The 21,708-nt window shown below is 67.2% G+C and carries 21 protein-coding genes; 12 read left to right on the forward strand and 9 right to left on the reverse strand.

What is annotated here, in order from left to right:
* Positions 1-35: 35 nt before the first annotated feature.
* Together H9Q09_RS06365 and H9Q09_RS06370 are read right to left on the reverse strand one after the other, a co-directional pair.
* On the reverse strand, positions 36-554 hold the full coding sequence (locus tag H9Q09_RS06365) for a L,D-transpeptidase (RefSeq protein WP_024349057.1): 519 nt from the start codon (positions 552-554) through the stop codon (positions 36-38).
* An 88-nt stretch (positions 555-642) separates the two neighbouring features.
* The gene (locus H9Q09_RS06370) at positions 643-1,578 is read right to left on the reverse strand and encodes a LysR family transcriptional regulator (protein ID WP_024349058.1); all 936 of its coding nucleotides are present in this window, start codon (positions 1,576-1,578) and stop codon (positions 643-645) included.
* A 529-nt stretch (positions 1,579-2,107) separates the two neighbouring features.
* Between H9Q09_RS06370 and H9Q09_RS06375 the strand changes: the two genes are divergently transcribed.
* The 3 genes from H9Q09_RS06375 to H9Q09_RS06385 all read left to right on the forward strand — a co-directional run bounded on the left by H9Q09_RS06375 (position 2,108) and on the right by H9Q09_RS06385 (position 6,583).
* Positions 2,108-3,241 (forward strand): type III PLP-dependent enzyme, encoded by a 1,134-nt coding sequence (locus H9Q09_RS06375; protein WP_187390360.1) that lies wholly within the window; start codon positions 2,108-2,110, stop codon positions 3,239-3,241.
* 142 nt (positions 3,242-3,383) lie between these two features.
* A complete protein-coding gene (locus H9Q09_RS06380) occupies positions 3,384-3,989 on the forward strand; it encodes an N-acetyltransferase (protein WP_187390361.1) in 606 nt (201 codons plus the stop codon).
* A 176-nt stretch (positions 3,990-4,165) separates the two neighbouring features.
* Complete coding sequence (locus H9Q09_RS06385) at positions 4,166-6,583, forward strand: PAS domain S-box protein (protein WP_187390362.1); 2,418 nt, start codon at positions 4,166-4,168, stop codon at positions 6,581-6,583.
* 62 nt (positions 6,584-6,645) lie between these two features.
* On the opposite strand, the gene H9Q09_RS06390 is transcribed toward H9Q09_RS06385, so the two are convergent.
* The 3 genes from H9Q09_RS06390 to H9Q09_RS06400 form a co-directional block, all read right to left on the reverse strand.
* On the reverse strand, positions 6,646-7,623 hold the full coding sequence (locus H9Q09_RS06390; protein ID WP_187390363.1) for a WD40 repeat domain-containing protein: 978 nt from the start codon (positions 7,621-7,623) through the stop codon (positions 6,646-6,648).
* On the reverse strand, positions 7,623-8,762 hold the full coding sequence (locus tag H9Q09_RS06395) for a GTP-binding protein (RefSeq protein WP_024349063.1): 1,140 nt from the start codon (positions 8,760-8,762) through the stop codon (positions 7,623-7,625). Before H9Q09_RS06395 ends, H9Q09_RS06390 begins: the two co-directional genes overlap by 1 nt.
* Before the next feature lie 101 nt (positions 8,763-8,863).
* Positions 8,864-9,634 (reverse strand): creatininase family protein, encoded by a 771-nt coding sequence (locus H9Q09_RS06400; protein ID WP_348646279.1) that lies wholly within the window; start codon positions 9,632-9,634, stop codon positions 8,864-8,866.
* Between the two features lie 125 nt (positions 9,635-9,759).
* On the opposite strand from H9Q09_RS06400, the gene H9Q09_RS22755 reads away from it, so the two are divergent.
* The 6 genes from H9Q09_RS22755 to H9Q09_RS06425 all read left to right on the forward strand — a co-directional run bounded on the left by H9Q09_RS22755 (position 9,760) and on the right by H9Q09_RS06425 (position 14,443).
* Positions 9,760-9,975: a hypothetical protein gene (locus H9Q09_RS22755; RefSeq protein WP_348646283.1), complete on the forward strand. Its 216-nt coding sequence runs from the start codon at positions 9,760-9,762 to the stop codon at positions 9,973-9,975.
* Positions 9,939-10,241, forward strand: a complete 303-nt coding sequence (locus H9Q09_RS22760) for a hypothetical protein (RefSeq protein WP_348646282.1) — start codon at positions 9,939-9,941, stop codon at positions 10,239-10,241. Before H9Q09_RS22755 ends, H9Q09_RS22760 begins: the two co-directional genes overlap by 37 nt.
* A gap of 94 nt (positions 10,242-10,335) precedes the next feature.
* Entirely contained in the window at positions 10,336-11,355 is a 1,020-nt protein-coding gene (locus tag H9Q09_RS06410; protein WP_187390365.1) for a LacI family DNA-binding transcriptional regulator, read from the forward strand.
* Between the two features lie 52 nt (positions 11,356-11,407).
* Complete coding sequence (locus H9Q09_RS06415; protein WP_187390366.1) at positions 11,408-12,388, forward strand: 2-hydroxyacid dehydrogenase; 981 nt, start codon at positions 11,408-11,410, stop codon at positions 12,386-12,388.
* Positions 12,389-12,525: 137 nt separating this feature from the next.
* Complete coding sequence (locus tag H9Q09_RS06420; RefSeq protein WP_187390367.1) at positions 12,526-12,987, forward strand: hypothetical protein; 462 nt, start codon at positions 12,526-12,528, stop codon at positions 12,985-12,987.
* Between the two features lie 331 nt (positions 12,988-13,318).
* On the forward strand, positions 13,319-14,443 hold the full coding sequence (locus tag H9Q09_RS06425) for a PHB depolymerase family esterase (RefSeq protein ID WP_187390368.1): 1,125 nt from the start codon (positions 13,319-13,321) through the stop codon (positions 14,441-14,443).
* On the opposite strand, the gene H9Q09_RS06430 is transcribed toward H9Q09_RS06425, so the two are convergent.
* From H9Q09_RS06430 to H9Q09_RS06445, 4 genes are all read right to left on the reverse strand, one after another.
* Positions 14,444-15,133 (reverse strand): GNAT family protein, encoded by a 690-nt coding sequence (locus H9Q09_RS06430; protein ID WP_187390369.1) that lies wholly within the window; start codon positions 15,131-15,133, stop codon positions 14,444-14,446. It abuts the gene before it with no gap.
* Positions 15,130-16,047 (reverse strand): alpha/beta hydrolase, encoded by a 918-nt coding sequence (locus H9Q09_RS06435; RefSeq protein WP_246716028.1) that lies wholly within the window; start codon positions 16,045-16,047, stop codon positions 15,130-15,132. The genes H9Q09_RS06430 and H9Q09_RS06435 overlap by 4 nt, the downstream gene beginning before the upstream one ends.
* 68 nt (positions 16,048-16,115) lie before the next feature.
* Entirely contained in the window at positions 16,116-16,475 is a 360-nt protein-coding gene (locus tag H9Q09_RS06440) for a cell division protein ZapA (RefSeq protein WP_187390371.1), read from the reverse strand.
* Between the two features lie 15 nt (positions 16,476-16,490).
* Positions 16,491-16,775, reverse strand: coding sequence for a DUF4164 domain-containing protein (locus H9Q09_RS06445; RefSeq protein WP_187390372.1), 285 nt, complete (start codon positions 16,773-16,775; stop codon positions 16,491-16,493).
* Positions 16,776-17,091: 316 nt separating this feature from the next.
* Here H9Q09_RS06445 and tkt point away from each other — a divergent pair, with 316 nt between their 5' ends.
* From tkt to H9Q09_RS06460, 3 genes are all read left to right on the forward strand, one after another.
* Positions 17,092-19,095 carry a transketolase gene (gene tkt, locus H9Q09_RS06450; RefSeq protein ID WP_187390373.1) on the forward strand — a complete coding sequence of 668 codons (2,004 nt, stop codon included), beginning with the start codon at positions 17,092-17,094 and terminating at the stop codon, positions 19,093-19,095.
* Between the two features lie 145 nt (positions 19,096-19,240).
* A complete protein-coding gene (gene gap / locus H9Q09_RS06455; protein ID WP_024349075.1) occupies positions 19,241-20,257 on the forward strand; it encodes a type I glyceraldehyde-3-phosphate dehydrogenase in 1,017 nt (338 codons plus the stop codon).
* Between the two features lie 387 nt (positions 20,258-20,644).
* Positions 20,645-21,670 (forward strand): TRAP transporter substrate-binding protein, encoded by a 1,026-nt coding sequence (locus tag H9Q09_RS06460; RefSeq protein WP_187390374.1) that lies wholly within the window; start codon positions 20,645-20,647, stop codon positions 21,668-21,670.
* The last annotated feature ends 38 nt before the right edge of the window (positions 21,671-21,708 follow it).

Here is a 21,708-nt window from a genome sequence, read left to right on the forward strand (position 1 = left end):
ATTTGAACCGGGAGGCTTTCGCGAAGCCGAAGCCGTTAGCGCAGGACGAGGACCTGGGCGCCGACATGCACCCGTTCGAACAAATCCTTCACGTCGGCATTGCGCATCCGGAAGCAGCCGGACGAGGCGGCGCTGCCGATGGAGTTCGGCGAATTGGTGCCATGGATGCGGTAGGCACCCCAGCCCAGATTGATCGCGCGCTCGCCCAGCGGGTTTTTCGGACCGGGCCCGATCGACTGGGGCAGGCGCGGGTTGCGCGCACGCATCGAGGGCGTCGGCGTCCAGGTCGGATGCTCGCGCTTCTTCGACACCCAGCTCTTGCCGAACCATTGCTCGCTCGGCTTGCCGACGGCGATGTCGTAGACCAGCGCCCGGCCGCCGCCGGTCACCAGGTAGAGCTTCCGCTCCCCGGTCTTGACGATGATCGTGCCGGAATCGTGCTCGGCCGCGAAACTGATCTCGCGTGCCGCGCCGCCTGCAAGGCTGTAGGCGGGCGACGACGCGGTGGTGAGGACGACGGCCGCGAAGGCCGCGAGAAGGGCGCGGTTTTGCATGCCGCCAGACTAGGCCGACATCGCTGAATCTTCGGTAAAGGCCGCGGTGCCGAAGCCTGCTCCGGATTGGCCTCTCGACGGGCCGGCGTCAGGTGCGGTCATCGCAGCTCAGGCCCTGCAGGCGCCGGGAATCGCACTTCTTGAACCAGTTGGCGAGATAGTCGACGAACAGGCGGACGCGGGCCGGCAGGTGCCGGCGATGCGGGAACACGGCATAGATGCCGGCCTCGCTCGGCATGTAGTCGTCGAGCACCGTGACCAGCCGGCCACTTTCCAGATCGCGCCGGACGACGAAGGTCGGGCTGAGCGCCAGGCCGAGCCCGGCGATCGCCGCGGCCCGCACGGTCACCGGGCTGTTCGCGGTGAACTGGCCCGACACCGTCACCGGGATGGTTTCCTTGGTCTGCGGATCGCGGAACACCCAGTTGGAGAACATCCGCGAATTGGAATCGATGACCGCCGGATAGCCGGCGATCTGCGAGGGGTGATTCGGCCGTCCGAGACGCTGCAGCAGTTCCGGGCTCGCCACGATGGCGAAGTCGAGCGAGGCCAGGCGGCGGGCGATCATCGCGGAATCGGCCAGGCGCGTCATGCGGATGGCGACGTCGAACCCTTCCTCCACCAGATTGACGAAGCTGTCGTCCAGATGGATGTCGAGCCCGATATCGGGATGATCCTTGGCGAAGTCGACGAGGCTGAGGCCGAGCTCGGCGTCGCCGAAGGTGCGGGCCGCAGAGACCCGGATCGTCCCCTTGGCCTCGCCCGTCGCCTCGCGGGCCTCCTCGTTGAGGCTTTCCAGATCCGAGAGGATCGCCGAGGCGCGCGACAGATAGACTTCGCCGGCGGCGGTCAGCGCGATCTGCCGCGTGGTGCGGTTGATCAGGAGCGCGCCGAGTTCGTCCTCCAGCTCGCGGACATATTTCGACAGCAGCGCCTTGGATCGCCCGGTCTTGCGGGCCGCCGCCGAGAACCCCTCGTTCTCCACGACCGAGATGAAGGCGCGCATCCGCGTCAGAGTATCCATGGTGCACCTTCTGAAGGCTTGGCGTCGCTGCTGCCGATCGGCGGCCGGCCCCCTTCCTTGATCGGACCGGACCAAAAATCAACTCCGGGAACTTTTTCCACTTGCATATGACGAATCCCGGGCATAGGTCTCGCCTTGCCCCAAGTCGCACGTGCCTGTGGGCGTCCCCCGGTCCTCGAATGCGAGGGTTGCCGGGACGGTACCTGGATCTGACGATCCAGTCGGTTTCGCTGCTGGCGAAATCGTGGACGCCTTGAAGCAACGACGGTCCGGGCCTTTCTGGTCTCTCCTGGTCTCCACCGCCGGGAAAACTGAAGAGGCACACCATCATTGCCTGAAGTGCGGCGGGTCCAAGCCCTCCAATCCATGGCAGACTTTACCCGGCAACGGCGCGTAGCGCTTGCAGCCGGTCATCGTCGCGTCTCGCAAGGGACCGCTGCGGCAGCCTATCGGCGGCCATTGCGGGCCTGTGCGTGCGCACACCATCGATTGCCCGGTCCGTGACGGCCGGGACCATGGGAGAGACCCAATGGCCACGCAGCGCATCCTCGACTTCCTCGCCACCCGACGTCCCGATGGCCCCTGCCTCATCGTCGACCTCGACATCGTCGAGGACAATTTCAACGCCTTCCGCAAGGCGCTGCCGGACTCCGCGATCTTCTACGCCGTCAAGGCGAACCCGGCTCCCGAAGTGCTGAAGCTGCTCGCCGGTCTCGGCTCGAACTTCGACTGCGCGTCGGTCGCCGAGGTCGAGATGGCGCTCAACGCCGGCGCCACGCCGCGCCGGATCTCCTACGGCAACACCATCAAGAAGGAGCGCGACATCGCCCGCGCCCATCAGCTCGGTGTGTCGCTCTTCGCCGTCGATTGCGTCGAGGAAGTCGAGAAGGTCGCCCGTGCGGCGCCCGGCGCACGGGTCTTCTGCCGCGTCCTGACCGATGGCGAGGGCGCCGAATGGCCGCTGTCGCGCAAATTCGGCTGCGTCCCGGCCATGGCGATCGACGTGCTCGTCCATGCCAACGCCCTCGGCCTCGTCGCCACAGGCGTCTCCTTCCATGTCGGCTCGCAGCAGACCGACACCGGTGCCTGGGATGCGGCGATCGCCGACGCGCGCTTCGTCTTCGAGGCGCTGGCCGAGAAGGGCATCGTCCTGACCCTGGTCAACATGGGCGGCGGCTTCCCGACCCGCTATCTCAAGGACGTCCCGGCAGCCGCCGAATACGGCCGCGCGATCTTCGCCAGCCTGCGCAAGCATTTCGGCAACCGCCTGCCCGAGACGATCATCGAGCCGGGTCGCGGCATGGTCGGCGACGCCGGCGTGGTGAAGGCCGAGGTCGTGCTGGTGTCGAAGAAGTCCGACACAGACGCCAATCGCTGGGTCTATCTCGACATCGGCAAGTTCGGCGGTCTCGCCGAGACCATGGACGAGGCGATCCGCTACCCGATCGTCACCCGGCATGATGGCGGCGCGACGGAGCCCTGCGTGATCGCCGGCCCGACCTGCGATTCGGCCGACGTCCTCTACGAGAAGACCCCCTACCCGCTGCCGCTCGCTCTGACGGTCGGGGACGAGGTGCTGATCGAGGGCACCGGCGCCTACACGACGACCTACGCCTCGGTGGCCTTCAACGGCTTCGAGCCGTTGCGGTCCTACGTGATCTGAGCGCCGCGATGATGCTCTCGACCCGACGACGGAGCCTGGAACTCCGAAGCTGACCCGGCGCTGCGGCGCCGGGGTTTCAACCCGCGTCGCCCGATCTCCGGCTCCGCTCCTGTTCGCCTCCTTCCATGTCGTGGGGGTCTTCATGTCCGCTTTTCCGCACGCCGCTGCCTTCGAGAATGCCGCCCGGCTGTTCGCCATCGGCGCCGAACAGCCCCACGAGATCGACGCGCGCGAGGCGCTTCTCGATCGGGCCATGGGCCCGGGTCGCACGCGCAAATCCTCGGAAACGATCCGTCAGGGTCGCCTGCCGGCCGAAGGTCTCGCCTTCAGCGCCACCGCCGTGGACGGCTCGCTGATGGGCACGGTGCGCCTGTGGAACATCGAGGCCGGTGCCCGCGACGGCAGTCCCGTTCCGGCGCTCCTGCTCGGGCCGCTGGCGGTCGATCCCCAGATGGCCGGAACCGGCATCGGGGCGGCGCTGATGCGCCACGCGATCGCCGAGGCCGCAAGGCTCGGCCACGCCGCGATCCTGTTGGTCGGCGATCCGGAATATTACGCGCGTTTCGGCTTTTGCGCCGACGCCACCGCGACGCTGGCCATGCCCGGCCCCTTCGAGCCGCGCCGCCTTCTGGCGCTCGAACTCGCGCCGCGGCATCTGCATGGTGCGTCCGGCATCATCGCGCCGTCGGGTCGCCCGGCGCTGCCGGCGCATGCGATAGGCCGGACGCCTCTCGCCGACGTGGCCTGAAGCCGCGCGGTCAGCCGTCGCCTGAGCGAATTGTCGTTTGAAATTAGGCCTTTGCGTTCACTAGTTGCTTGTCCGACTATTGCGGAAATGCGATACGACAGAACGTAAGCGAAACAGATGGCGTTTCGGAGGGGCACCTTCCCTCGCGCCGGTTTCCGGTGCGCAGATTGGGCGGCATGGCGTTCGCAGATGAAGACCGGGTGGCCGCCCTCCTGGCCGAGAACGAAGAGCTGCGTCGCAGGCTCGATGAGCGCGAGTCCGGCGTCCAGCCGGAGCTCGATAGCGCCCGCGACGAGATCGCCGCGCTCAAGCGCACCCTGCATGGCACCGAATCCCGCTACCGCCTGATCGTCGAGAGCGCCGTCGATCACGCCATCATCGTCGCCGACCTCGATGGCGTGATCTCCACCTGGAACGACGCGGCACAGCGGGTCCTCGGCTGGACCGAGGCCGACATGATCGGCCAGCCGATCGCCAGAATCTTCACGCCGGAAGACGTCGAGGCCGGCATCCCCGCCAAGGAGATGCGGCTGTCGCTGGAGCGCGGAAAGGCGCAGGACAATCGCTGGCATCTGCGCTCGGACGGAGGACGCTTCTTCGCCAGCGGCGAAATGATGCCGCTACTGGGCGATGACGACGCGCCGGCCGGCTTCCTCAAGATCCTGCGCGACAAGACCCGCGAAGTCGCCGAACGCGAGGAGTTGGAAGCCAGCCGCGAACGGCTGCGGCTGGCGCTGGAAGCCTCGGATCTCGTCGGCACCTGGGATTGGGACATCCCCGGCGACGTCGTCTATGCCGATGCGCGCTTCACGCGGCTGTTCGGCCTCGACCCCGAACAGGGCGAAAGAGGGCTGCAGCTCCAGGACTTCATCGCCGGCATCCATCCCGAGGACCGCGACCGGGTCGCGGCGGCGATCACCGTCGCGGTCGAGGAATGCGGCAGCTTCGCGCAGGAATACCGGACCGTCGATCTGAACGGCGACAGCCACTGGATTTTCGCCCGGGGCCGTTGCTTCACCGACGCGCAGGGCCGCGCGGTCCGCCTGCCCGGAGCGATCGTCGACCGCACCGTCGAGCGCACACGCGAAATCCGCCAGGCCGCGCTCCTGCGGCTGAGCGACGAACTCGCCCGCAGCGAGGGCGCCAGCAGCGCCACGCTCAAGGCCTTGCAGATCCTTGGCGAGACGCTCGGCGCGTGCCGGGTCGGCTATGCCACGGTCGACCCGCAGGACATGTCCGCCCGCATTCTCGGCGAGTGGACGGACCGGCGCACGCCGCCCCTGTCCGGGCGCTATCCGCTGGCCCATTACGGCCAGCAATTCCTCGACGAGCTGCATTCCGGCATCGTCGTCATCGAGGACACCGCCGACTATTCGCCGATCCCGGAACAGGCGGCGGCCTGGGCCGCCATCCAGGTGCGGTCGCTGGTCAACATCGCCGTCATCGAGAACCAGACGGTCAAGGTTCTGCTCTATCTGCACTCCGGCACGCCGCGCCGCTGGGTCGAGGAAGAGATCGCCTTCATCCGGGAGGTTCTCAACCGGGCCTGGGCCTTCAGCCAGCGCCGGCGCGCCGAGCAGACGCTGATCGAGACCGAGACGCGGCTGCGGCTTGCACAGGAAGCGGCGCAGATCGGCACCTTCGACTTCGACGCCCGCACCGGCGCGCTGGTCTGGGACAATCGGTGCCGGGCGATCTTCGGCCTGTCGCCCGACGTGCCGGTGACCTACGAGACCAGCTTCCTAGAGGGGCTGCATCCCGAGGATCGCGCGCGCATTGCGGCCACGGTCGAACGGGTCCTCGACCCGGCCTCGAACGGGATCTTCGACGTCCTCTACCGCACGATCGGCCACGAGGACGGCGTCGTCCGTCACGTCAAGGCGAACGGCCAGACCATCGTCGAGAACGGAGCGACCACGCGCTTCGTCGGCGCCGTGCGCGACGTCACCGACGAGAAGGAAGCCGAGGAGCGCCAGCTCCTTTTGACCCGGGAATTGCAGCACCGGGTCAAGAACACCCTCGCCATGGTCAATGCGCTGGCCAACCAGACCCTGCGCCGGGCGGCGAACGTTCAGGACGGGCTGGCCGCCTTCTCGGCGCGGCTCATTGCCCTCGGCCATGCCCACGACATCCTGACCCAGACCAGCTGGACCTCGGCCCCGATCGCGGCCATCGTCGACAATTCGCTGAAGACCCATTCGGCCGACGACAACACCCGCATCGTCGCGTCCGGCCCCGATCTTCGGCTGACCGCACGCCAGAGCCTTGCCCTGGCGCTGGGTCTGCACGAGCTGGCGACCAATGCGATCAAATACGGCTCGCTGTCCAACGATACCGGGCGTGTGGCGATCGAATGGGAGCTGGCGCACCAGGCCGGGCAGAAGCATCTCAGCTTCGTCTGGCGCGAAATGGACGGTCCTGTCGTCGAAAAGCCGGCGACCCGGGGCTTCGGTTCGCGCCTGATCGAGCAGGCCATGGCCGCCGAGTTCGGCGGCGAGGTGACCATCGACTACAAGCCTGACGGTCTCGTCTGCACCATCTCTGCCGACATCAGCAGCGACATGGCCGAGGCCGACAGCCCCAACGTCATCTGACGAAGGGCGGCGGACGCAAGGCCGCGCCGCCGCTTCTGCTGATAGGTGAACTGCGTCCGGGATCAGCCGGCGATGTCGATGATCCCGACCTCGCCGCCCTCGCTGCCGAAGGCCAGCCGCTCGCCCTTTGCGTCCCATGCGAGGGTCCGCACCGGGCTGGCGCCACCGCGGCGCAGCAGCGCCTCCTTGGCGTCGGCAAAACGCACCGCCAGCACCATGCCGTCGCCATAGCCGATCGCCATCATGTCCTCGGCCGGGTGACAGGCGACGGCCGTGACCATCGTGTCGCCGCGGGTGCCTAGTTCCAACGGCGCCTTGCCCATCGGCCCGTCCTTGCCGGAGAACGGCCACAGGATCGCCGCCGGTGCGCCGGACGTCGCCAGGAACTTGCCCTTGGCCGACCAGGACCAGTCCTTCACCTTGGAAGGATAGCCGGTCATCCGCATGTGCTTGCCGTCCTCGATCCGCCAGCCATGCAGGGCATTCTCCTGCATGGTGGTGACGAGGAAGCGTCCGTCCGGCGAGAAGTCGACGCCCAGATGGGCGCCCTTCCATTCCAGCGTTGCCGGTGCCGCACCGGTGGCGGGAAAGAACATCGAGGCGCCGTCGTAATGGGCGGTCGCCGCGCGCACCCCCTTGGGGGCGAAGGCGATGTCCTCGACGGTGCGCTCGTGGCGGATTTCCTTCAGCTCCCCGGCGCCGAGCCGCACATAGGCGGTCTTGCCGGAGGCGAAGCCGACCGTGTTCTTCGGTCCGCCGGCCACCGCGTCGACCCATTTGCGACCGATGGAGGCAAGTTCCTCGACCGCGCCGTCGGCGGCAATGGCGAGGACCCGCCCATCCTCGCCGCCGGTCAGAAGACGCGGCGCATAGCGGTCGAGCCGCGCGGTCAGAAGGCCGCCGGCATGGGCTTCCACCGTCCGGTCGCCGCCGGCCGGAAACCGGACCGTACCGTCGGCGACGGCGAAGACCGCCTGGTCCTTCAGAAAGACCGCGGTCTCGACGAAGTCGCCGAAATCATAGGACGCAATGGACGGCATCAGGCATCGGCCCGCTGGCGGGCGGAACAGGCTTCGAACTCCGCCGACAATTCGTCGGCGTCGAGATTGCGACCGATGAACACCAGCCGGCTCTCGCGCTTCTCGTCGTCGCGCCAGGGGCGCTGGTGGTCGCCCTCGACGATCATGTGGACGCCCTGCACGACATAGCGCTCCGGATCGTCCTCGAAGGCAATGATGCCCTTGAGCCGCAGAATGTTCGGACCCTGCTCCTGGGTGAGCGCCTGGATCCAGGGGAAGAATTTCTTCGGATCGAGCGTTGCGCCGCGCAGCGACACCGAGGTCACGGTTACATCGTGCAGCTCGGCGACCTTGCCATGGTGATGATGGCCGTGATCGTGGCCCGCATGGTCGTGACCGGAATGATCGTGCCCGTCGCCGTGGTGATGGTGGTGTCCGTGATCGTGATCATGGCCGCAATCCGGGCCGCAGGTCTCGTCGTGGACGTGCTCCGCTTCCGTCAGGAACTCCGGATCGGCGTCGAGCACGCGCTTCAGATCGAATGCCCCCTGCCCGAGGACGCGCTTCAGGTCGATGCCGGCCCGCTCGGTGCGGTGGATGACGGCGTAGGGGTTGATCGCCCGTACGGTCGCCTCGACGGCAGCCAGTTCGTCCGGCGTCACGAGATCGGTCTTGTTGAGCAGCACCACGTCGGCGAAGGCGATCTGGTCCTCGGCCTCGCGCGAATCCTTCAGCCGCAGCGGCAGGTGCTTGGCATCGACCAGCGCAATCACCGCATCGAGCTGGGTCTTGGAGCGCACGTCCTCGTCCATGAAGAAGGTCTGCGCCACCGGCACCGGGTCGGCGAGGCCCGTGGTCTCGACGATGATCGCGTCGAAGCGGCCCTTGCGCCGGGTCAGCCCTTCCACCACCCGCACGAGATCGCCGCGCACCGTGCAGCACACGCAGCCATTGTTCATCTCGTAGATTTCCTCGTCGGATTCCACGATCAGATCGTTGTCGATGCCGATCTCGCCGAATTCGTTGACGATGACGGCATAGCGTTTGCCGTGGTCTTCCGAGAGGATGCGGTTGAGGAGCGTCGTCTTGCCGGAGCCGAGATAGCCGGTGAGGACGGTCACGGGAATCTGGTCGGGCGTCACGCTGGGCGTATCGGACATGGAAGCTCTCCGTCTTGGGTCGGGCACGATATAGGCGCCACGCGGCGAGAATGCACGGGGGTGGTCAGCGCCCGAAGGCAACTCGCCGCCGGCGGCGGAAATCAGGCGAGCCGCGCCAAGTCGAAGGCGAGGACATCGTCGAGAAACGCGGTGAAGGCGTCGGCCTGATGCGCGGCGATTGCGGCGCCGATCTCGGCTGTCGCCAGCCGGGCATCGCCGACGATGCCGGCCGGGTTGAGGTCCTGGGCCATCCAGCCGAAGCCGATCCGGCCATGGGCCCTCAGATGGGTCGCCGAGCCGCCGAGCTCGTCCTGCAGCGAATCGAAGGCCGCGATCGCCTCCCGCCGGACCATGTCGGGGCGCAGATGCAGCATCAGCGCGGTCTCGACCGCACCGCCATGGATGCCCGAGGCGATCTCTTGCGGGGGCAGCAGGCCGTCGGGGTAGCCGAAGCGCAGCCAGGAGCAGGTCGCGACCAGAAGCCCGTGGCGGCGCCGCAGTTCGAGGGCGGCCGTGTCCATCACCGGCGTGTTGCCGCCATGGGCGTTGACGATCACCAGCCGCCGGAACCCCGCAGCGGCGAGGCTCGCCCCGACCTCGATCAGCGCCGACGTCGCGGTCTGCCACTCATGGCTGAGCGTGCCGGGAAAGGCCGCATGTTCGCAGGACTTGCCGATCCGCAAGGTCGGCAGGAAGGTCACCGGCCGGTCTGCCGGCAGACGCGCGATGACCGCCTCGACCATCGCATCGGCCAGCATCGCGTCTGTTCCGAGCGGCAGGTGCGGTCCGTGCTGCTCGATGGCCGCGATCGGGACCACGGCGACGGCATCGGCCAGACCGACGCCGTCGGCGCTCATCTCCGTCGTTGTCATCTCCTCGTAGCGACGCCGCATCATTCCTCCGCAAGGGTCGACAAGCCACCGCGCAGCGGCCAACAAGGTGGACAACATAGCGGGGCTTCGTCATTTTTGCCCCCGTGAAATCGGATCGGGGTTCCATGGCCAGCAAGAAAACCGGGAAGCGCTCCGTGACGACGCAGTTGAGCCTGGCGGCGCGCGGCGCCCGCACGGCCCTGTCCCAGCGCCTGGCGCTGCTCGACGTCTATCCCGGCCAGGATGCGGTCCTGCTGGCGATCGGCGAGGAAGACGGGATTCCCTGCGCGATCTGGCCGAACGCCTGTCCGTACGCCCGCCCACCATCACCAAGACCGTGACCCGGCTGGCGGCGCAGGGCCTCGTCGAAAAGCGCCTCTCCAACAGCGACGGACGGCAGAATCACGCCCACCTGACCGAACGCGGGGCGGCGCTCGTCGACGCAGTGGGCAAGTCCCGCAAGCGGGTCGAGCGCGATGCGCTGAAGGGATTTTCCAACAAGGAGCGCAAGACCCTGCGCAAGCTCCTCGAACGCGTCACCGCCAATCTCGGCAATGCCGCCGCGGCGCCCGCCGGCTCCAGCTCCGCCGCCGAGGACGATGACTGACGCAACCATTCCGTCCTGCAACGACATCTGCGGGCTTTGCGTGGCGGCCAGTCTGGGCCATAGATCGACTGGGCGTCGGGAGGAGCCCGCGTAAGTGGCGCAAAAGGTCAAACTTTCGACGATTGCCGATTCGCTGGGCCTGTCGACGGCGACAGTCTCGCTGGCGCTGCGCGACAGTCCGCTGGTGGCCGAGGTCACCCGCGAGCGGATCAAATACGCGGCCCGCGAACTCGGCTACATCTACAATCGCCGCGCCGCCTCGCTGCGCACCTCGCGCTCGGGCATCGTCGGTGTCTGCGTCCACGACATCATGAACCCGTTCTTCGGCGAGATCCTGAAATCCGTCGAGAACGAGCTGGATCGCCAGCGCCAGACCTTCATCCTGTGCAATCACCATGACGACCTCGCCAAGCAGCGCTCATTCGTCGACACGCTGCTGCAGCTGGGCGCCGACGGGCTGATCCTGTCGCCGGCGATCGGCACGCCGGCCAGCGACATTCGCCTTCCCGAGGAGAACGACCTGCCGGTCACGCTGATCGCCCGCACGGTCGAGGGCTCGGGCGTCCTCGGCTTTCGCGGCGACGATTCCTACGGCATGGGGCTGGCGGTCGATCATCTGGTCGCCCTCGGCCATCGGCGCATCGCCATGATCGGCGGCACGGCGCTGACCTCCACCGGCCGCGATCGCGAGGCCGGATATCTGGCCGCGCTGGAGCGCGCCGGTATCGAATTCCGCCCCGAATGGCGGATCGAGGGGCCGCGCAACCGTCATTCCGGCTTCGACGCCGCCGCGACCTTCCTTCAGATCGAGAACCGCCCGACGGCCGCGGCCTGTTTCTCCGACCTCGTCGCCCTCGGCTTCATGTACGGCCTGTCGCGGGCCGGGCTGCGTCCCGGCGTCGATATCGCGGTCACCGGCTATGACGACATCGACGAGGCGGCGATCGCCACCCCGCCTTTGTGCACCGTGTCGAATGGCCAGAGCGAGGTCGGCCGCCGCGCCGCCGAAGCGCTGCTGGCCCGTCTGGCCGGCCAGCCCGCCGCCGACGAGACCATCCTCATTACCCCCGAGCTCCGTGTCCGCCAGTCCAGCGACTACAGCTGGCCCGACTGAGCCTGTCCGGGTTTCACCACTCGAACGACAACAAGCAGAAGAGGAAGCCTACATGTCAGACCTGTCCGCCGTTACCATCCTGGTCCCCGGCAAGATGAACCCCGATACGCTGGATACCCTGAAGGCGACGTTCGACGTGGAGCATCTCGCCGGCCGCAAGCTGGAGGATCTGTCGGAGGAGCGCCGCCAGGCGATCCGCGGCATCGCCCAGATGGGCCAGGTGCCGGCCGCGATGATCGACGCGCTTCCGAATCTCGAGCTGATCGCCAATTTCGGCGTCGGCTATGACGGCGTCGATACGGCCCATGCCACGAAGAAGGGCGTCGTCGTCACCAACACGCCGGAGGTCCTCACCGAGGAGGTGGCCGACATCACCCTCGCCCTCGTCCTGATGACGACGCGCGAACTCGGCGCCGCCGAGCGTCACCTGCGCGAGGGCAAGTGGGAGAGCGAGGGCCCGTACCCGCTGACCCAGACGACCCTGCGCGGGCGCACCGCCGGCATCATGGGCCTCGGCCGCATCGGCCTTGCCATTGCCCGCCGCCTCGAAGGCTTCGACGTCAAGATCGAATACCACAACCGGTCGAAGCGCGACGACGTGGCCTATCCCTATCACGCCGACCTCCTGAGCCTGGCGGAGTCCGTCGACACGCTGATCGTGGCGGCCCCCGGCGGCGCGTCCACCGAAAAGGCAGTCAACGCCGAGGTCCTTAAGGCGCTCGGCTCCGACGGTATCCTGGTCAATATCGGCCGCGGCACCACCGTGGACGAGCCGGCGCTGATCGAGGCGCTGGAGAACGGCACGATCCGCGCCGCCGGCCTCGACGTCTTCGAGAAGGAGCCGCATGTCCCCGAGCGGCTGAAGGCGCTGCCGAACACCGTGCTCCTGCCGCATGTCGGCTCGGCCTCGCGCCACACCCGCGCCGAGATGGGCAAGCTGGTCGTCGGCAATCTGGTCGAATGGTTCTCCGGCCGCGCGCCGGTAACCCCGGTCTCCGAATCGGTCGAGGCCGGCATCGCCCGCAAGGGCTGAGCCATGCGGCACCGCACCCGTCGAAGGGTGCGGTGCCGAACCAGACCTGAACACATTCCTAAATTCGCGGGTGGTCATCAACCTTCGCTTAAGGTTGTTCGCATCATAATGGGTCCTGACGAAGAAAAGGGCCCTCCATGAACTTCGCCGCAACCGCTCTTGGCGCCGGAATTGCCGCCGCACTAGTCATCGCGCACATGCAGGGTGCCCTGACGCCTGCGTCCGACGCCTTCACCGGCGCGACCGTCATCGATGCGCGGCTCGATCCCATGACCACGGCCTCCATTGCGCCTGCCGCCAGCGACACGTCGCGTCCGGCCGCGATCCGGCTGATCGACCTGCGCAGCGGCGTGACCTGCAAGATGGCAACGCCCGAGAGCGCGGCGCGACACTTCGCTCCAGCCCCCATCGGCCCCGACTGCGCCGGCTCGCCCGATCTGCAGAATGTCGCCCTCTGGCGCTCCAGCAGCGACGGCTCGCTGGAACTGGCCGACAGCGATGGCCAGACGATCCTCCGCTTCATGCCCGGCGATGGCGTTCTCTACGAATCCATATATCCATCCGAAGCCATGGTGACGATCGTCCGTTCGCGCGGCTGACCAGAACGCGCCTTTTGCGCATTTCCGTCCATTTCGCTCCCTGCTTAGCTCGCCCCGACTGGCCGGGCACACGCAGACGCACACGCGCCAGAGAACGCCCGGCGACAGTTTTTGCTGCAATGCAGCATCCGGCCATTGAACCGGCCTGACCACCCTTCCATTTACCGCACTGGCGAATGGTGATGTGAAGCACGATCCATTGGCCGCAGGAGACCGGCGCGCGCGTGACGATCGAAGGATCGTCCGCCTCGTCCCTCCACGAAGCCATGCAACCATGTCTGAGACCTGAGGTCTCGTTGGTGACGCGGCGCGGCAGCAAAGGATCGAGCCCATGCATATTCCCTCCCCGTCCGACATGGCGGAAGTCACGCGCCTGACCCGCAGCGGCCGCCTGCGCGAGGCGATGGCGCTGCTGCGCAACGGCCAGATGGGTGCAGCCGACACCGCCCGGGCGCCGCAAGCTGCCGATAGCGACACCACCATTCCCGATCCCGGCGATGTCGCCCGATCCATGATGGGCGCAATGTTCGGCAACGCGCCGGACGCCGCGGCGTCGCCTGCGGCCGCACCGGCACAGTCGCGTTTCCGCAGGGCCAGGGCCAAGCCTGCCCAGGACGATCCGCGCTTCCGCACGCGCCGCTACAGCGCCGTCGCCGGCAGGCGCGACTACAAGCTCTATGTTCCTACCAGCCTTCCCACGGGCCCGGTGCCGCTGGTCGTGATGCTGCATGGCTGCACCCAGTCGCCAGACGATTTCGCCGCCGGGACCCGCATGAACGAACTGGCGGAAGAACAGGGCTTCCTCGTCGCCTATCCGGCCCAGTCCAAGGCGGCGAACGTCAAGAAATGCTGGAACTGGTTCTCCGCCGCCGACCAGATGCGCGAACAGGGCGAACCCTCGCTCATCGCCGGCATCACCCGGGAGATCATCGCCGAGCATGCGGTGGATCCGGACCGGGTCTACGTGGCCGGCCTCTCCGCCGGCGGCGCTGCCGCGGCGATCATGGGCGCGGTCTATCCCGAGCTCTACGCGGCCGTCGGCGTCCATTCGGGGCTGCCACGCGGTGCGGCGCGCGACATGGCCTCGGCCTTCGCCGCCATGCAGGGCGCGAATGTCGCGACGGTTCCGGTCTCCGGGCAGGTGGTCCCCACCATCGTCTTCCATGGCGATGGCGACAAGACCGTGCATCCCGCCAATGCCGAGAGTGTCATCGCGCAGGCCAGCGCCGGACACCGCTTCACCCTCACGAACGAGGACGGCCGGGCCGCAGGCGATGTCGCCTGGCAGCGCACGGTGCATACCGACGCCGACGGTCGCGTAGTGCTGGAAAACTGGACGATCAGGGGCGCGGGCCATGCCTGGTCCGGCGGCAGTCCGGCTGGAACCTACACCGACCCGAACGGCCCCGATGCCAGCCGCGAAATGCTGCGGTTCTTCTTGACCCGTTCGGCCTGATCAGCGATCTGCCACGACGGCGCGGCGCATGTCTTGGAGACTGCGCCGTTGCCGTCCCGCAGCGTCGAGATTCTCCGGTGCCAGCCACGCCTCGAAACCGGCCCGCAGCGCCGGCCATTCGCCGTCGAGGATCGAGAACCACGCCGTATCGCGGTTGCGTCCCTTGACGATCATGTGCTGGCGAAAAAGCCCCTCATGGGTGAAGCCGAGCCGCAGCGCGGCGCGCTTGGACGGCGCGTTGCCATCGTCGCATTTCCACTCGAAGCGCCGGTAGCCGAGGTCGTCGAAAACCCGGCCCATCAAAAGGAAGAACGCCTCTGTCGCGGCAACCGTGCGCTTCAACGACGGCGCCAGGCAGATATGGCCGATCTCGATCACGCCGTTCGGCCGGTCCATCCGCATCAGGGCGGCGACGCCCTCGGCCCTCCCGCTCGTCGCCGGCACCAGCGCATGGAACAGCATCTCACCGGACAGATAGGTGCGGTTTGCCCATTCCGAGAATGCCGCCGCGTCCGTGAAGGGCCCGTAGGGCAGGTAGTCGTAGAGGGTTTCGTTGCCCGGCTGGCCATAGGCGGCAAAGAGTTCGCCGAAACGACGGTCGTCGGTGACCGGCTCGACCGTCACCGATCGCCCGACCAGCGGCGTCGTTCCGGGCGCCGCCCGGCTCCCGTAGCCTGAAAGATCGCTCACCGGACGGTCTCCTGATGGCTGCGCTCGCGGATGAACAGCAGCGTGCGGTCGCGGATCGTCTCGTCGTTCAGCGGCAGGGCCGTGGCAAAGGACGTGATCGCCCCGATATGATCGACGCCCGGATAGATGATCTCCGTGGCTTCCCCACCCTGTGCCCGCATCTTCGCAGCCAGCGAGCGGGTGTTCTGCGGATCGACGGTGGTGTCGTCCTCGCCGGCGATCAGCAGCATCGGCGGCTCGTCCCCATCGACGAAGTTCACCGGCTGGCTGGCCGAGCGGGTCTCCTGCGGGAAGATCTGCTTGTAGCGGTCCTCGGTCAGGGGCAGGAAGTCGTAGGGTCCGGCCAGGCCGATGAAGCCGGCGAGCGTCTCGATCGCCGCGCCTTCGCGTGCCAGCCAGTCGCCATTGGTCGCCAAGAGGCCGGCAATCTCCGCTCCCGCCGAATGCCCCATCAGGAAGACCGGGTGGGCCCCGCCCGGCATGCCGTAGGCCCCGCCGCGCACCGTGGCAATCGCCCGCGCCGTGGCCTCGGCGGCGTCCTCGACGAAGCCGGGAAATCGGACATCGGGATAAAGCCGGTAGTCGGGGACGGCGACGATGATGCCGGCGCTGGCCAGCGACTGGCCGACGAAGAGATAGGTTTCCTTGTCCCCCGAATCCCAGCTGCCGCCATAGAAAAAGACGACCAGGGGCGTCGTCTCGGTGACGGCCGCGGGAATGTAGAGGTCGTAGCGGCCGCGCTCGCCGCTGCCATAGGGAATGTTGCTGACGACGCCGTAGCCGTCGCCGCTGGTCGCCGCGTTGAGAACGGCCGCACACCCCGACAGGGCCAGCCCGACCGCAAGCGACAGAAGAATTGCGGCGCGCCGCGGCCAGCGAGACGGCAATACGCGAAGGAACAGGTCATCTCTCATGACGCCGTGATGTAGCGCCGCGCCCGACCGCAGCAATCCTGCCATCGGGTTGAATTGATTGAACTTCCTTAATTCTCGGCAAGATGGGTGCCGATCCGCTCCAGCGAGGCTGCGGCTTCGTTCAGCGTTTCCACGAAACGCGCCCGTTCGGCCTTCAGGCTGTCCTCGTTCTCGCCCGACTGCGCCGCGTTCGCGGCGATGCCTGATTCCAGCTCGGCAATCCGCCGCCTTGCTTCCGCCAGCTCGTCCGTCGCCATGATCGCGGCCATGACGGTCAGCCGCAGATCGCCGATCTGTCCGAAACTGTCGCGCAGTCCGGCAATCTTGCGGTCCACTTCCTTCGCAAGCTCGGTCAGATGGGCTTCCTCGCCATCACCGCAGGCCATGCGATAGGTCTTGTCGTCGATGGTCACGACCACCTGGGGCATGCGACGCTCTCCCGCTTAAGCCGATTTGTGCCGGTCGAGGACGGAGCGCACGCGCTCCATCGCATCGACCAGACGCCGCGAGACGTCCCGATTGGCGCGGTCCAGCCGTTCGCCGCGCGCCAGCGCCGTATCAAGCTCCTTCGCCAGCCGGCCCCGGTCGGCGGTCATGCGCTGGATCTCGACCTCGGCGTCGCGCACGGCGGCCTCCCGCTCACGGCGCAGCTCGACCAGATCGTCCAGACGTTGGATCGCGGTTCGAAGGCGCTGTTGCGCCGCCTCGAAACCCTCAACGGCCGACATGGCTCCATCTCCCTCGCGACCGGCCCCGGCCGGTCCCCAAACGCATTTCCATCATGTTCCGCCGTCCCTTGCCGGCGAATGTCCATGTGGAGCACTAAACCATTGCCGCCAAAAGTGCAGGCGATTTTCGGGCGGTGCAATCTCTTCGTCCCGCGCTTCCGCAGCGTCCCGCCTGGCGAATGGCATCACCCGGCCGGCGCGGCTGCGGCGCGATCTGCGACTTTGCCTTTGTTGACAGCACGATGCCCGTATGATGTTTGCCGCCGGTCTCGGCACCGCCGGAACGCCCAGCTTCCAAGCGCTACCGGAGCAGAACATGACGTCACCCGACACGCACCGCGACATGGCGAATGCCATCCGCTTCCTGTCGGCCGACGCCGTGGAAGCGGCGAATTCCGGCCATCCCGGCCTGCCCATGGGCGCGGCCGACATCGCCACCGTCCTGTTCTCGCGATTCCTGACCTTCGATCCCCGCGCCCCCCACTGGGCCGACCGCGACCGCTTCGTCTTCTCGGCCGGCCACGGCTCGATGCTGCTTTACAGCCTGCTCTATCTGCTCGGCTATGACGGCGTCGGCATCGACGATCTCAAGGCCTTCCGCCAGCTCGGCTCGAAGACCGCCGGCCATCCCGAATACAGGCATTGCGAGGGCATCGAGACGACCACCGGTCCGCTTGGCCAGGGCCTCGGCAACGCTGTCGGCATGGCGCTTGCCGAGCGGATCATGAACGCCCGCTTCGGCGATGCGATCGTCGACCACCGCACCTATGTGCTCGCCGGCGACGGCTGCCTGATGGAGGGCCTAAGTCAGGAATCCATCGCGCTCGCTGGCCATCTGCGCCTGTCGAAGCTGATCGTCTTATGGGACGACAACGGCATCACCATCGATGGCGAGGTCGCCCTGTCGGATTCCACCGACCAGATGGCCCGCTTTGCCGCCTGCAACTGGAACACCCTGCGCTGCGACGGCCACGACCCGGAGGCCATTGCCGAGGCGATCACCGCCGCGCAAGGCAGCGACCGCCCGACCCTGATCGCCTGCAAGACCACCATCGGCCACGGTGCGCCGACCAAGGCCGGCAGCGCCAAGGCCCATGGCGCGCCGCTCGGCGCCGACGAGATCGCCCAGATGCGCGAGGCGCTCGGCTGGGAGCACGCGCCGTTCGAGATTCCCGCCGCGATCCTCGATCGCTGGCGCCTCGCCGGCCTGCGCTCGTCGACCCACCGCAAGGAATGGGAGCGTCGCTTCGCCGAGATCGACGCCGAGACCCGTGGCGAGTTCGAGCGCCGGGTCCGCGGCGACCTGCCCAGCGGCTTCACCCAGGCGCTGCAGCGCTGCAAGCGACGCTTCAACGAGGAGCGGCCGGAGATCGCCACCCGCAAGGCCTCGGAGCTGGCGCTTGAGGTCCTCAACGCCGTCGTCGTCGAGACCATCGGCGGCTCGGCCGACCTCACCGGGTCCAACAACACCCGCACCAGCCAGACCGATGCGATCGTGCCCGGCGACTATGCCGGCCGCTACGTCCATTACGGCATCCGCGAACACGGCATGGCCGCCGCGATGAACGGCCTCGCCCTGCATGGCGGCATCATCCCCTATGGCGGCACCTTCCTCGTCTTCTCCGACTATGCCCGCGGCGCCATGCGCCTGTCGGCGCTGATGGGCCTGCGGGTCGTCTATGTGCTGACCCATGATTCCATCGGTCTTGGCGAGGACGGTCCGACCCATCAGCCGGTCGAGCATTTGGCCTCGCTGCGCGCCATGCCGAACATGCAGGTCTTCCGCCCGGCTGACGCGGTGGAAACGCTGGAATGCTGGCAGCTGGCGCTGGAATCGCGCGATGCGCCGTCGGTGCTCGCCCTCAGCCGCCAGAACCTGCCGACCCTCCGGCTCGACCAGCACGACGAGAACAAGAGCGCCCGCGGCGCCTACGAGATCAGCTCCACCTCGGGCGATGCCGAGGTCACGATCTATGCCACCGGCTCGGAGGTCCAGATCGCGCTGGCCGCCAGCACCATCCTGGAAGCAGACGGCATCCCCACCCGCGTCGTCTCCGTCCCCTGCTTCGAGCTGTTCGACAGGCAGAGCCCGGAATATCGCAGCGCCATCCTCGACAATGGCGGCCTGAAGGTCGCCATCGAGGCCGGCGTGCGGCAGGGCTGGGATCATTTCGTCGGCCGCAACGGCATCTTCATCGGCATGGACGGCTTCGGCGCCTCGGGCCCCGCGTCCGAGCTCTACGAGCATTTCGGCATCACCACCGAGGCGGTGGTCGCGGCCGTGCGGGCGCGCCTGGCCCCGGAGCCCGAGGAAAGCTGACGCTTTCCGTCATCACGGAAAGTCATCCGGACCATAAGAATTGCTGACCGCCGGCAATATTGATCCCGGCCGCCCGCTTCTGTAGAGGCCATGGCGAACGAGATGCCCGGCGGGTACGGCCGCGCGCCACCACAGGAGACGGATCATGACAGTTCGCGTTGCAATCAATGGCTTCGGCCGCATCGGCCGCAATGTGCTGCGTGCCATCATCGAATCCGGCCGCACCGACATCGAGGTCGTCGGCATCAACGATCTCGGCCCGGTCGAGACCAATGCGCATCTGATCCGCTTCGACAGCGTCCATGGCCGCTTCCCGGGTACCGTCACGGTCGACGGCAACACCATCGACGTCGGCCGCGGTCCGATCCGCGTGACCGCCGAGCGCGACCCGAAGAACCTGCCCTGGAAGGAACTCGGCGTCGACATCGCCCTCGAGTGCACCGGCATCTTCACCGATCCGGCCAAGGCCTCGGCCCATCTGGAGGCCGGCGCGAAGAAGGTGCTGATCTCCGGGCCTCTCTCCGGCACGGCCGGCGCCGAGAAGACCATCGTCTATGGCGTCAACCACGACACGCTGACCGCCGACGACACGATCGTCTCCAACGCCTCCTGCACGACCAACTGCCTGGCCCCGGTCGCCAAGGTCCTCAACGACGCCATCGGCATCGACAAGGGCTTCATGACGACGATCCATTCCTATACCGGCGACCAGCCGACGCTCGACACCATGCACAAGGATCTCTACCGGGGCCGCGCCGCCGCCCTGTCGATGATCCCGACCTCGACCGGTGCCGCCAAGGCCGTCGCGCTGGTGATGCCCGAGCTCAAGGGTCGCCTCGACGGCGTCGCCATCCGCGTCCCGACCCCCAACGTCTCGGTCGTCGACTTCAACTTCATCGCCAAGCGCGAGACCACCGTCGAGGAAGTGCAGAACGCCATCCGCACCGCCGCCGACGGCCCGCTGAAGAACATCCTCGGCTACACCGACGCCCCGAACGTGTCGTGCGACTTCAACCACGACCCGCATTCCTCGGTCTTCCACATGGACCAGACCAAGGTCATGGACGGCACCTTCGTGCGCATCCTGTCCTGGTACGACAATGAATGGGGCTTCTCCAACCGCATGTCCGACACCGCCATCGCGCTCGCCAACGCGGGCTGAGCGAGGCGGGTCGCGACCGACGATGAGTGTGCGGGGCTGTCCTGACGGGCGGCCCCGCTTCACGTCCCGGCTTGGCCCGTCCGGTGTCGTACAGGCAGCCGGAGCAGCGCGAACGGGACGGATTCGCGGCGGATATATTACTCTTGCTTGCATGTTTCTGCGCGCATCTGCGCAATTAAGCAGCAATGGCGCGGATTTATACTATTCAGGGCGGGCGACTTAACCACGGATGTGGGAAACCAAGTTTTCCGTTGACGCCACAGCCGACCGCCGTATGGTGCGCGGCCAGCTACGGAATTCCGGATCGGCGCGGAGGTTGCGCACCGGATGTCATTGCTCGCGAAAGTGGGTTTCGTAGACGACACAAGACGCTCAGGGAGAAGCAACTTGCTCAATACAACTATTAAGGCCCTTCTGACCGGCGCGGCATTTGCCGTTCTGTCCACGGGCGCCATGGCGCAGGAAGTCGCGCTGAAGTTCCAGTCGAGCGATCCGGCCGGCGATGCGAACTACCAGCTCTACAAGGAATGGGCTGACGGCGTCAGCGAGGAGACGGGTGGCAAGGTCTCCATCGAGCTCCTGCCGGTCGGCGCAGTCGTCGACTTCCAGGAAACCCTCGACGCGGTCGGCGCCGGCATCCTCGACGGCCACATCACCGACACCTCCTATTTCGCTGGCAAGGACGCGGCCTTCGGCCTGATCGCCAACCCGGTCGGCGCATGGTCGGACCCGCAGCAGATGCTGAAGTTCCTCAACGAGGGCGGCGGCAAGGAGCTGATGAACGAGCTGGTCGAGCCCTATGGCACGCACTTCTTCGGCGGCACCACCCCGGGCCTGGAAGCCTTCGTCTCGTCGGTCCCGCTCGAGGGCGTCGATGACCTGAAGGGTCTGAAGCTGCGCGCTCCGGCCGGTCTCGTCCAGAACATCTTCGCGGCCGCTGGCGCCTCGCCGGTGAACCTGCCGACCTCGGAAGTCTTCACCGCCCTCGACAAGGGCGTCGTCGACGCGGCCGACTACAGCGTCTTCCACGTCAACCAGGCGCAGGGCCTCAACGAGATCGCCAAGCACCCGGTCTTCCCGGGCTTCCACTCCATGCCGCTCATCGAGTTCTCGATGAACAAGCAGAAGTGGGATGCGCTGTCCGAGGACGTCCAGAAGACCCTCGAGGAATCGGTCGTCGAGCTGGCACAGCGCCAGAACGCCGCGCTGGCTGACAAGAACAGCAAGGCTGTCGAGGAAGCCAAGGCGCAGGGCGCCACGATCCACGACTGGTCCGACGAGGAGCGTGCCAAGTTCCGCAAGATCGCCATCGGCGAGTGGGAGAAGCAGGCCAGCCAGTCCGAGAACGCGCAGAAGGTGTACGACACCCTGACGACGTATCTCGAGAAGGAAGGCCTTCTCGCCGCACAGTAAGCAGACCGAGTATGACCGGCGGACGGGGCAGCGCGCCC

The organism is Aurantimonas sp. DM33-3, assembly GCF_014334315.1.
GTDB lineage: Bacteria > Pseudomonadota > Alphaproteobacteria > Rhizobiales > Rhizobiaceae > Aurantimonas > Aurantimonas coralicida.

Coding starts and splice junctions, on each gene's coding strand:
- H9Q09_RS06370 (WP_024349058.1), bottom strand. CDS start 1,578: ATGGATACTCTGACGCGGATGCGCGCCTTCATCTCGGTCGTGGAGAAC.
- gap (WP_024349075.1), top strand. CDS start 19,241: ATGACAGTTCGCGTTGCAATCAATGGCTTCGGCCGCATCGGCCGCAAT.
- H9Q09_RS06395 (WP_024349063.1), bottom strand. CDS start 8,762: ATGTCCGATACGCCCAGCGTGACGCCCGACCAGATTCCCGTGACCGTC.
- H9Q09_RS06400 (WP_348646279.1), bottom strand. CDS start 9,634: ATGACAACGACGGAGATGAGCGCCGACGGCGTCGGTCTGGCCGATGCC.
- H9Q09_RS06420 (WP_187390367.1), top strand. CDS start 12,526: ATGAACTTCGCCGCAACCGCTCTTGGCGCCGGAATTGCCGCCGCACTA.
- H9Q09_RS06380 (WP_187390361.1), top strand. CDS start 3,384: ATGTCCGCTTTTCCGCACGCCGCTGCCTTCGAGAATGCCGCCCGGCTG.
- H9Q09_RS06415 (WP_187390366.1), top strand. CDS start 11,408: ATGTCAGACCTGTCCGCCGTTACCATCCTGGTCCCCGGCAAGATGAAC.
- H9Q09_RS06385 (WP_187390362.1), top strand. CDS start 4,166: ATGGCGTTCGCAGATGAAGACCGGGTGGCCGCCCTCCTGGCCGAGAAC.
- H9Q09_RS22755 (WP_348646283.1), top strand. CDS start 9,760: ATGGCCAGCAAGAAAACCGGGAAGCGCTCCGTGACGACGCAGTTGAGC.
- H9Q09_RS06445 (WP_187390372.1), bottom strand. CDS start 16,775: ATGTCGGCCGTTGAGGGTTTCGAGGCGGCGCAACAGCGCCTTCGAACC.
- H9Q09_RS06365 (WP_024349057.1), bottom strand. CDS start 554: ATGCAAAACCGCGCCCTTCTCGCGGCCTTCGCGGCCGTCGTCCTCACC.
- H9Q09_RS06435 (WP_246716028.1), bottom strand. CDS start 16,047: ATGAGAGATGACCTGTTCCTTCGCGTATTGCCGTCTCGCTGGCCGCGG.
- tkt (WP_187390373.1), top strand. CDS start 17,092: ATGACGTCACCCGACACGCACCGCGACATGGCGAATGCCATCCGCTTC.
- H9Q09_RS06375 (WP_187390360.1), top strand. CDS start 2,108: ATGGCCACGCAGCGCATCCTCGACTTCCTCGCCACCCGACGTCCCGAT.
- H9Q09_RS06425 (WP_187390368.1), top strand. CDS start 13,319: ATGCATATTCCCTCCCCGTCCGACATGGCGGAAGTCACGCGCCTGACC.
- H9Q09_RS06390 (WP_187390363.1), bottom strand. CDS start 7,623: ATGCCGTCCATTGCGTCCTATGATTTCGGCGACTTCGTCGAGACCGCG.
- H9Q09_RS06440 (WP_187390371.1), bottom strand. CDS start 16,475: ATGCCCCAGGTGGTCGTGACCATCGACGACAAGACCTATCGCATGGCC.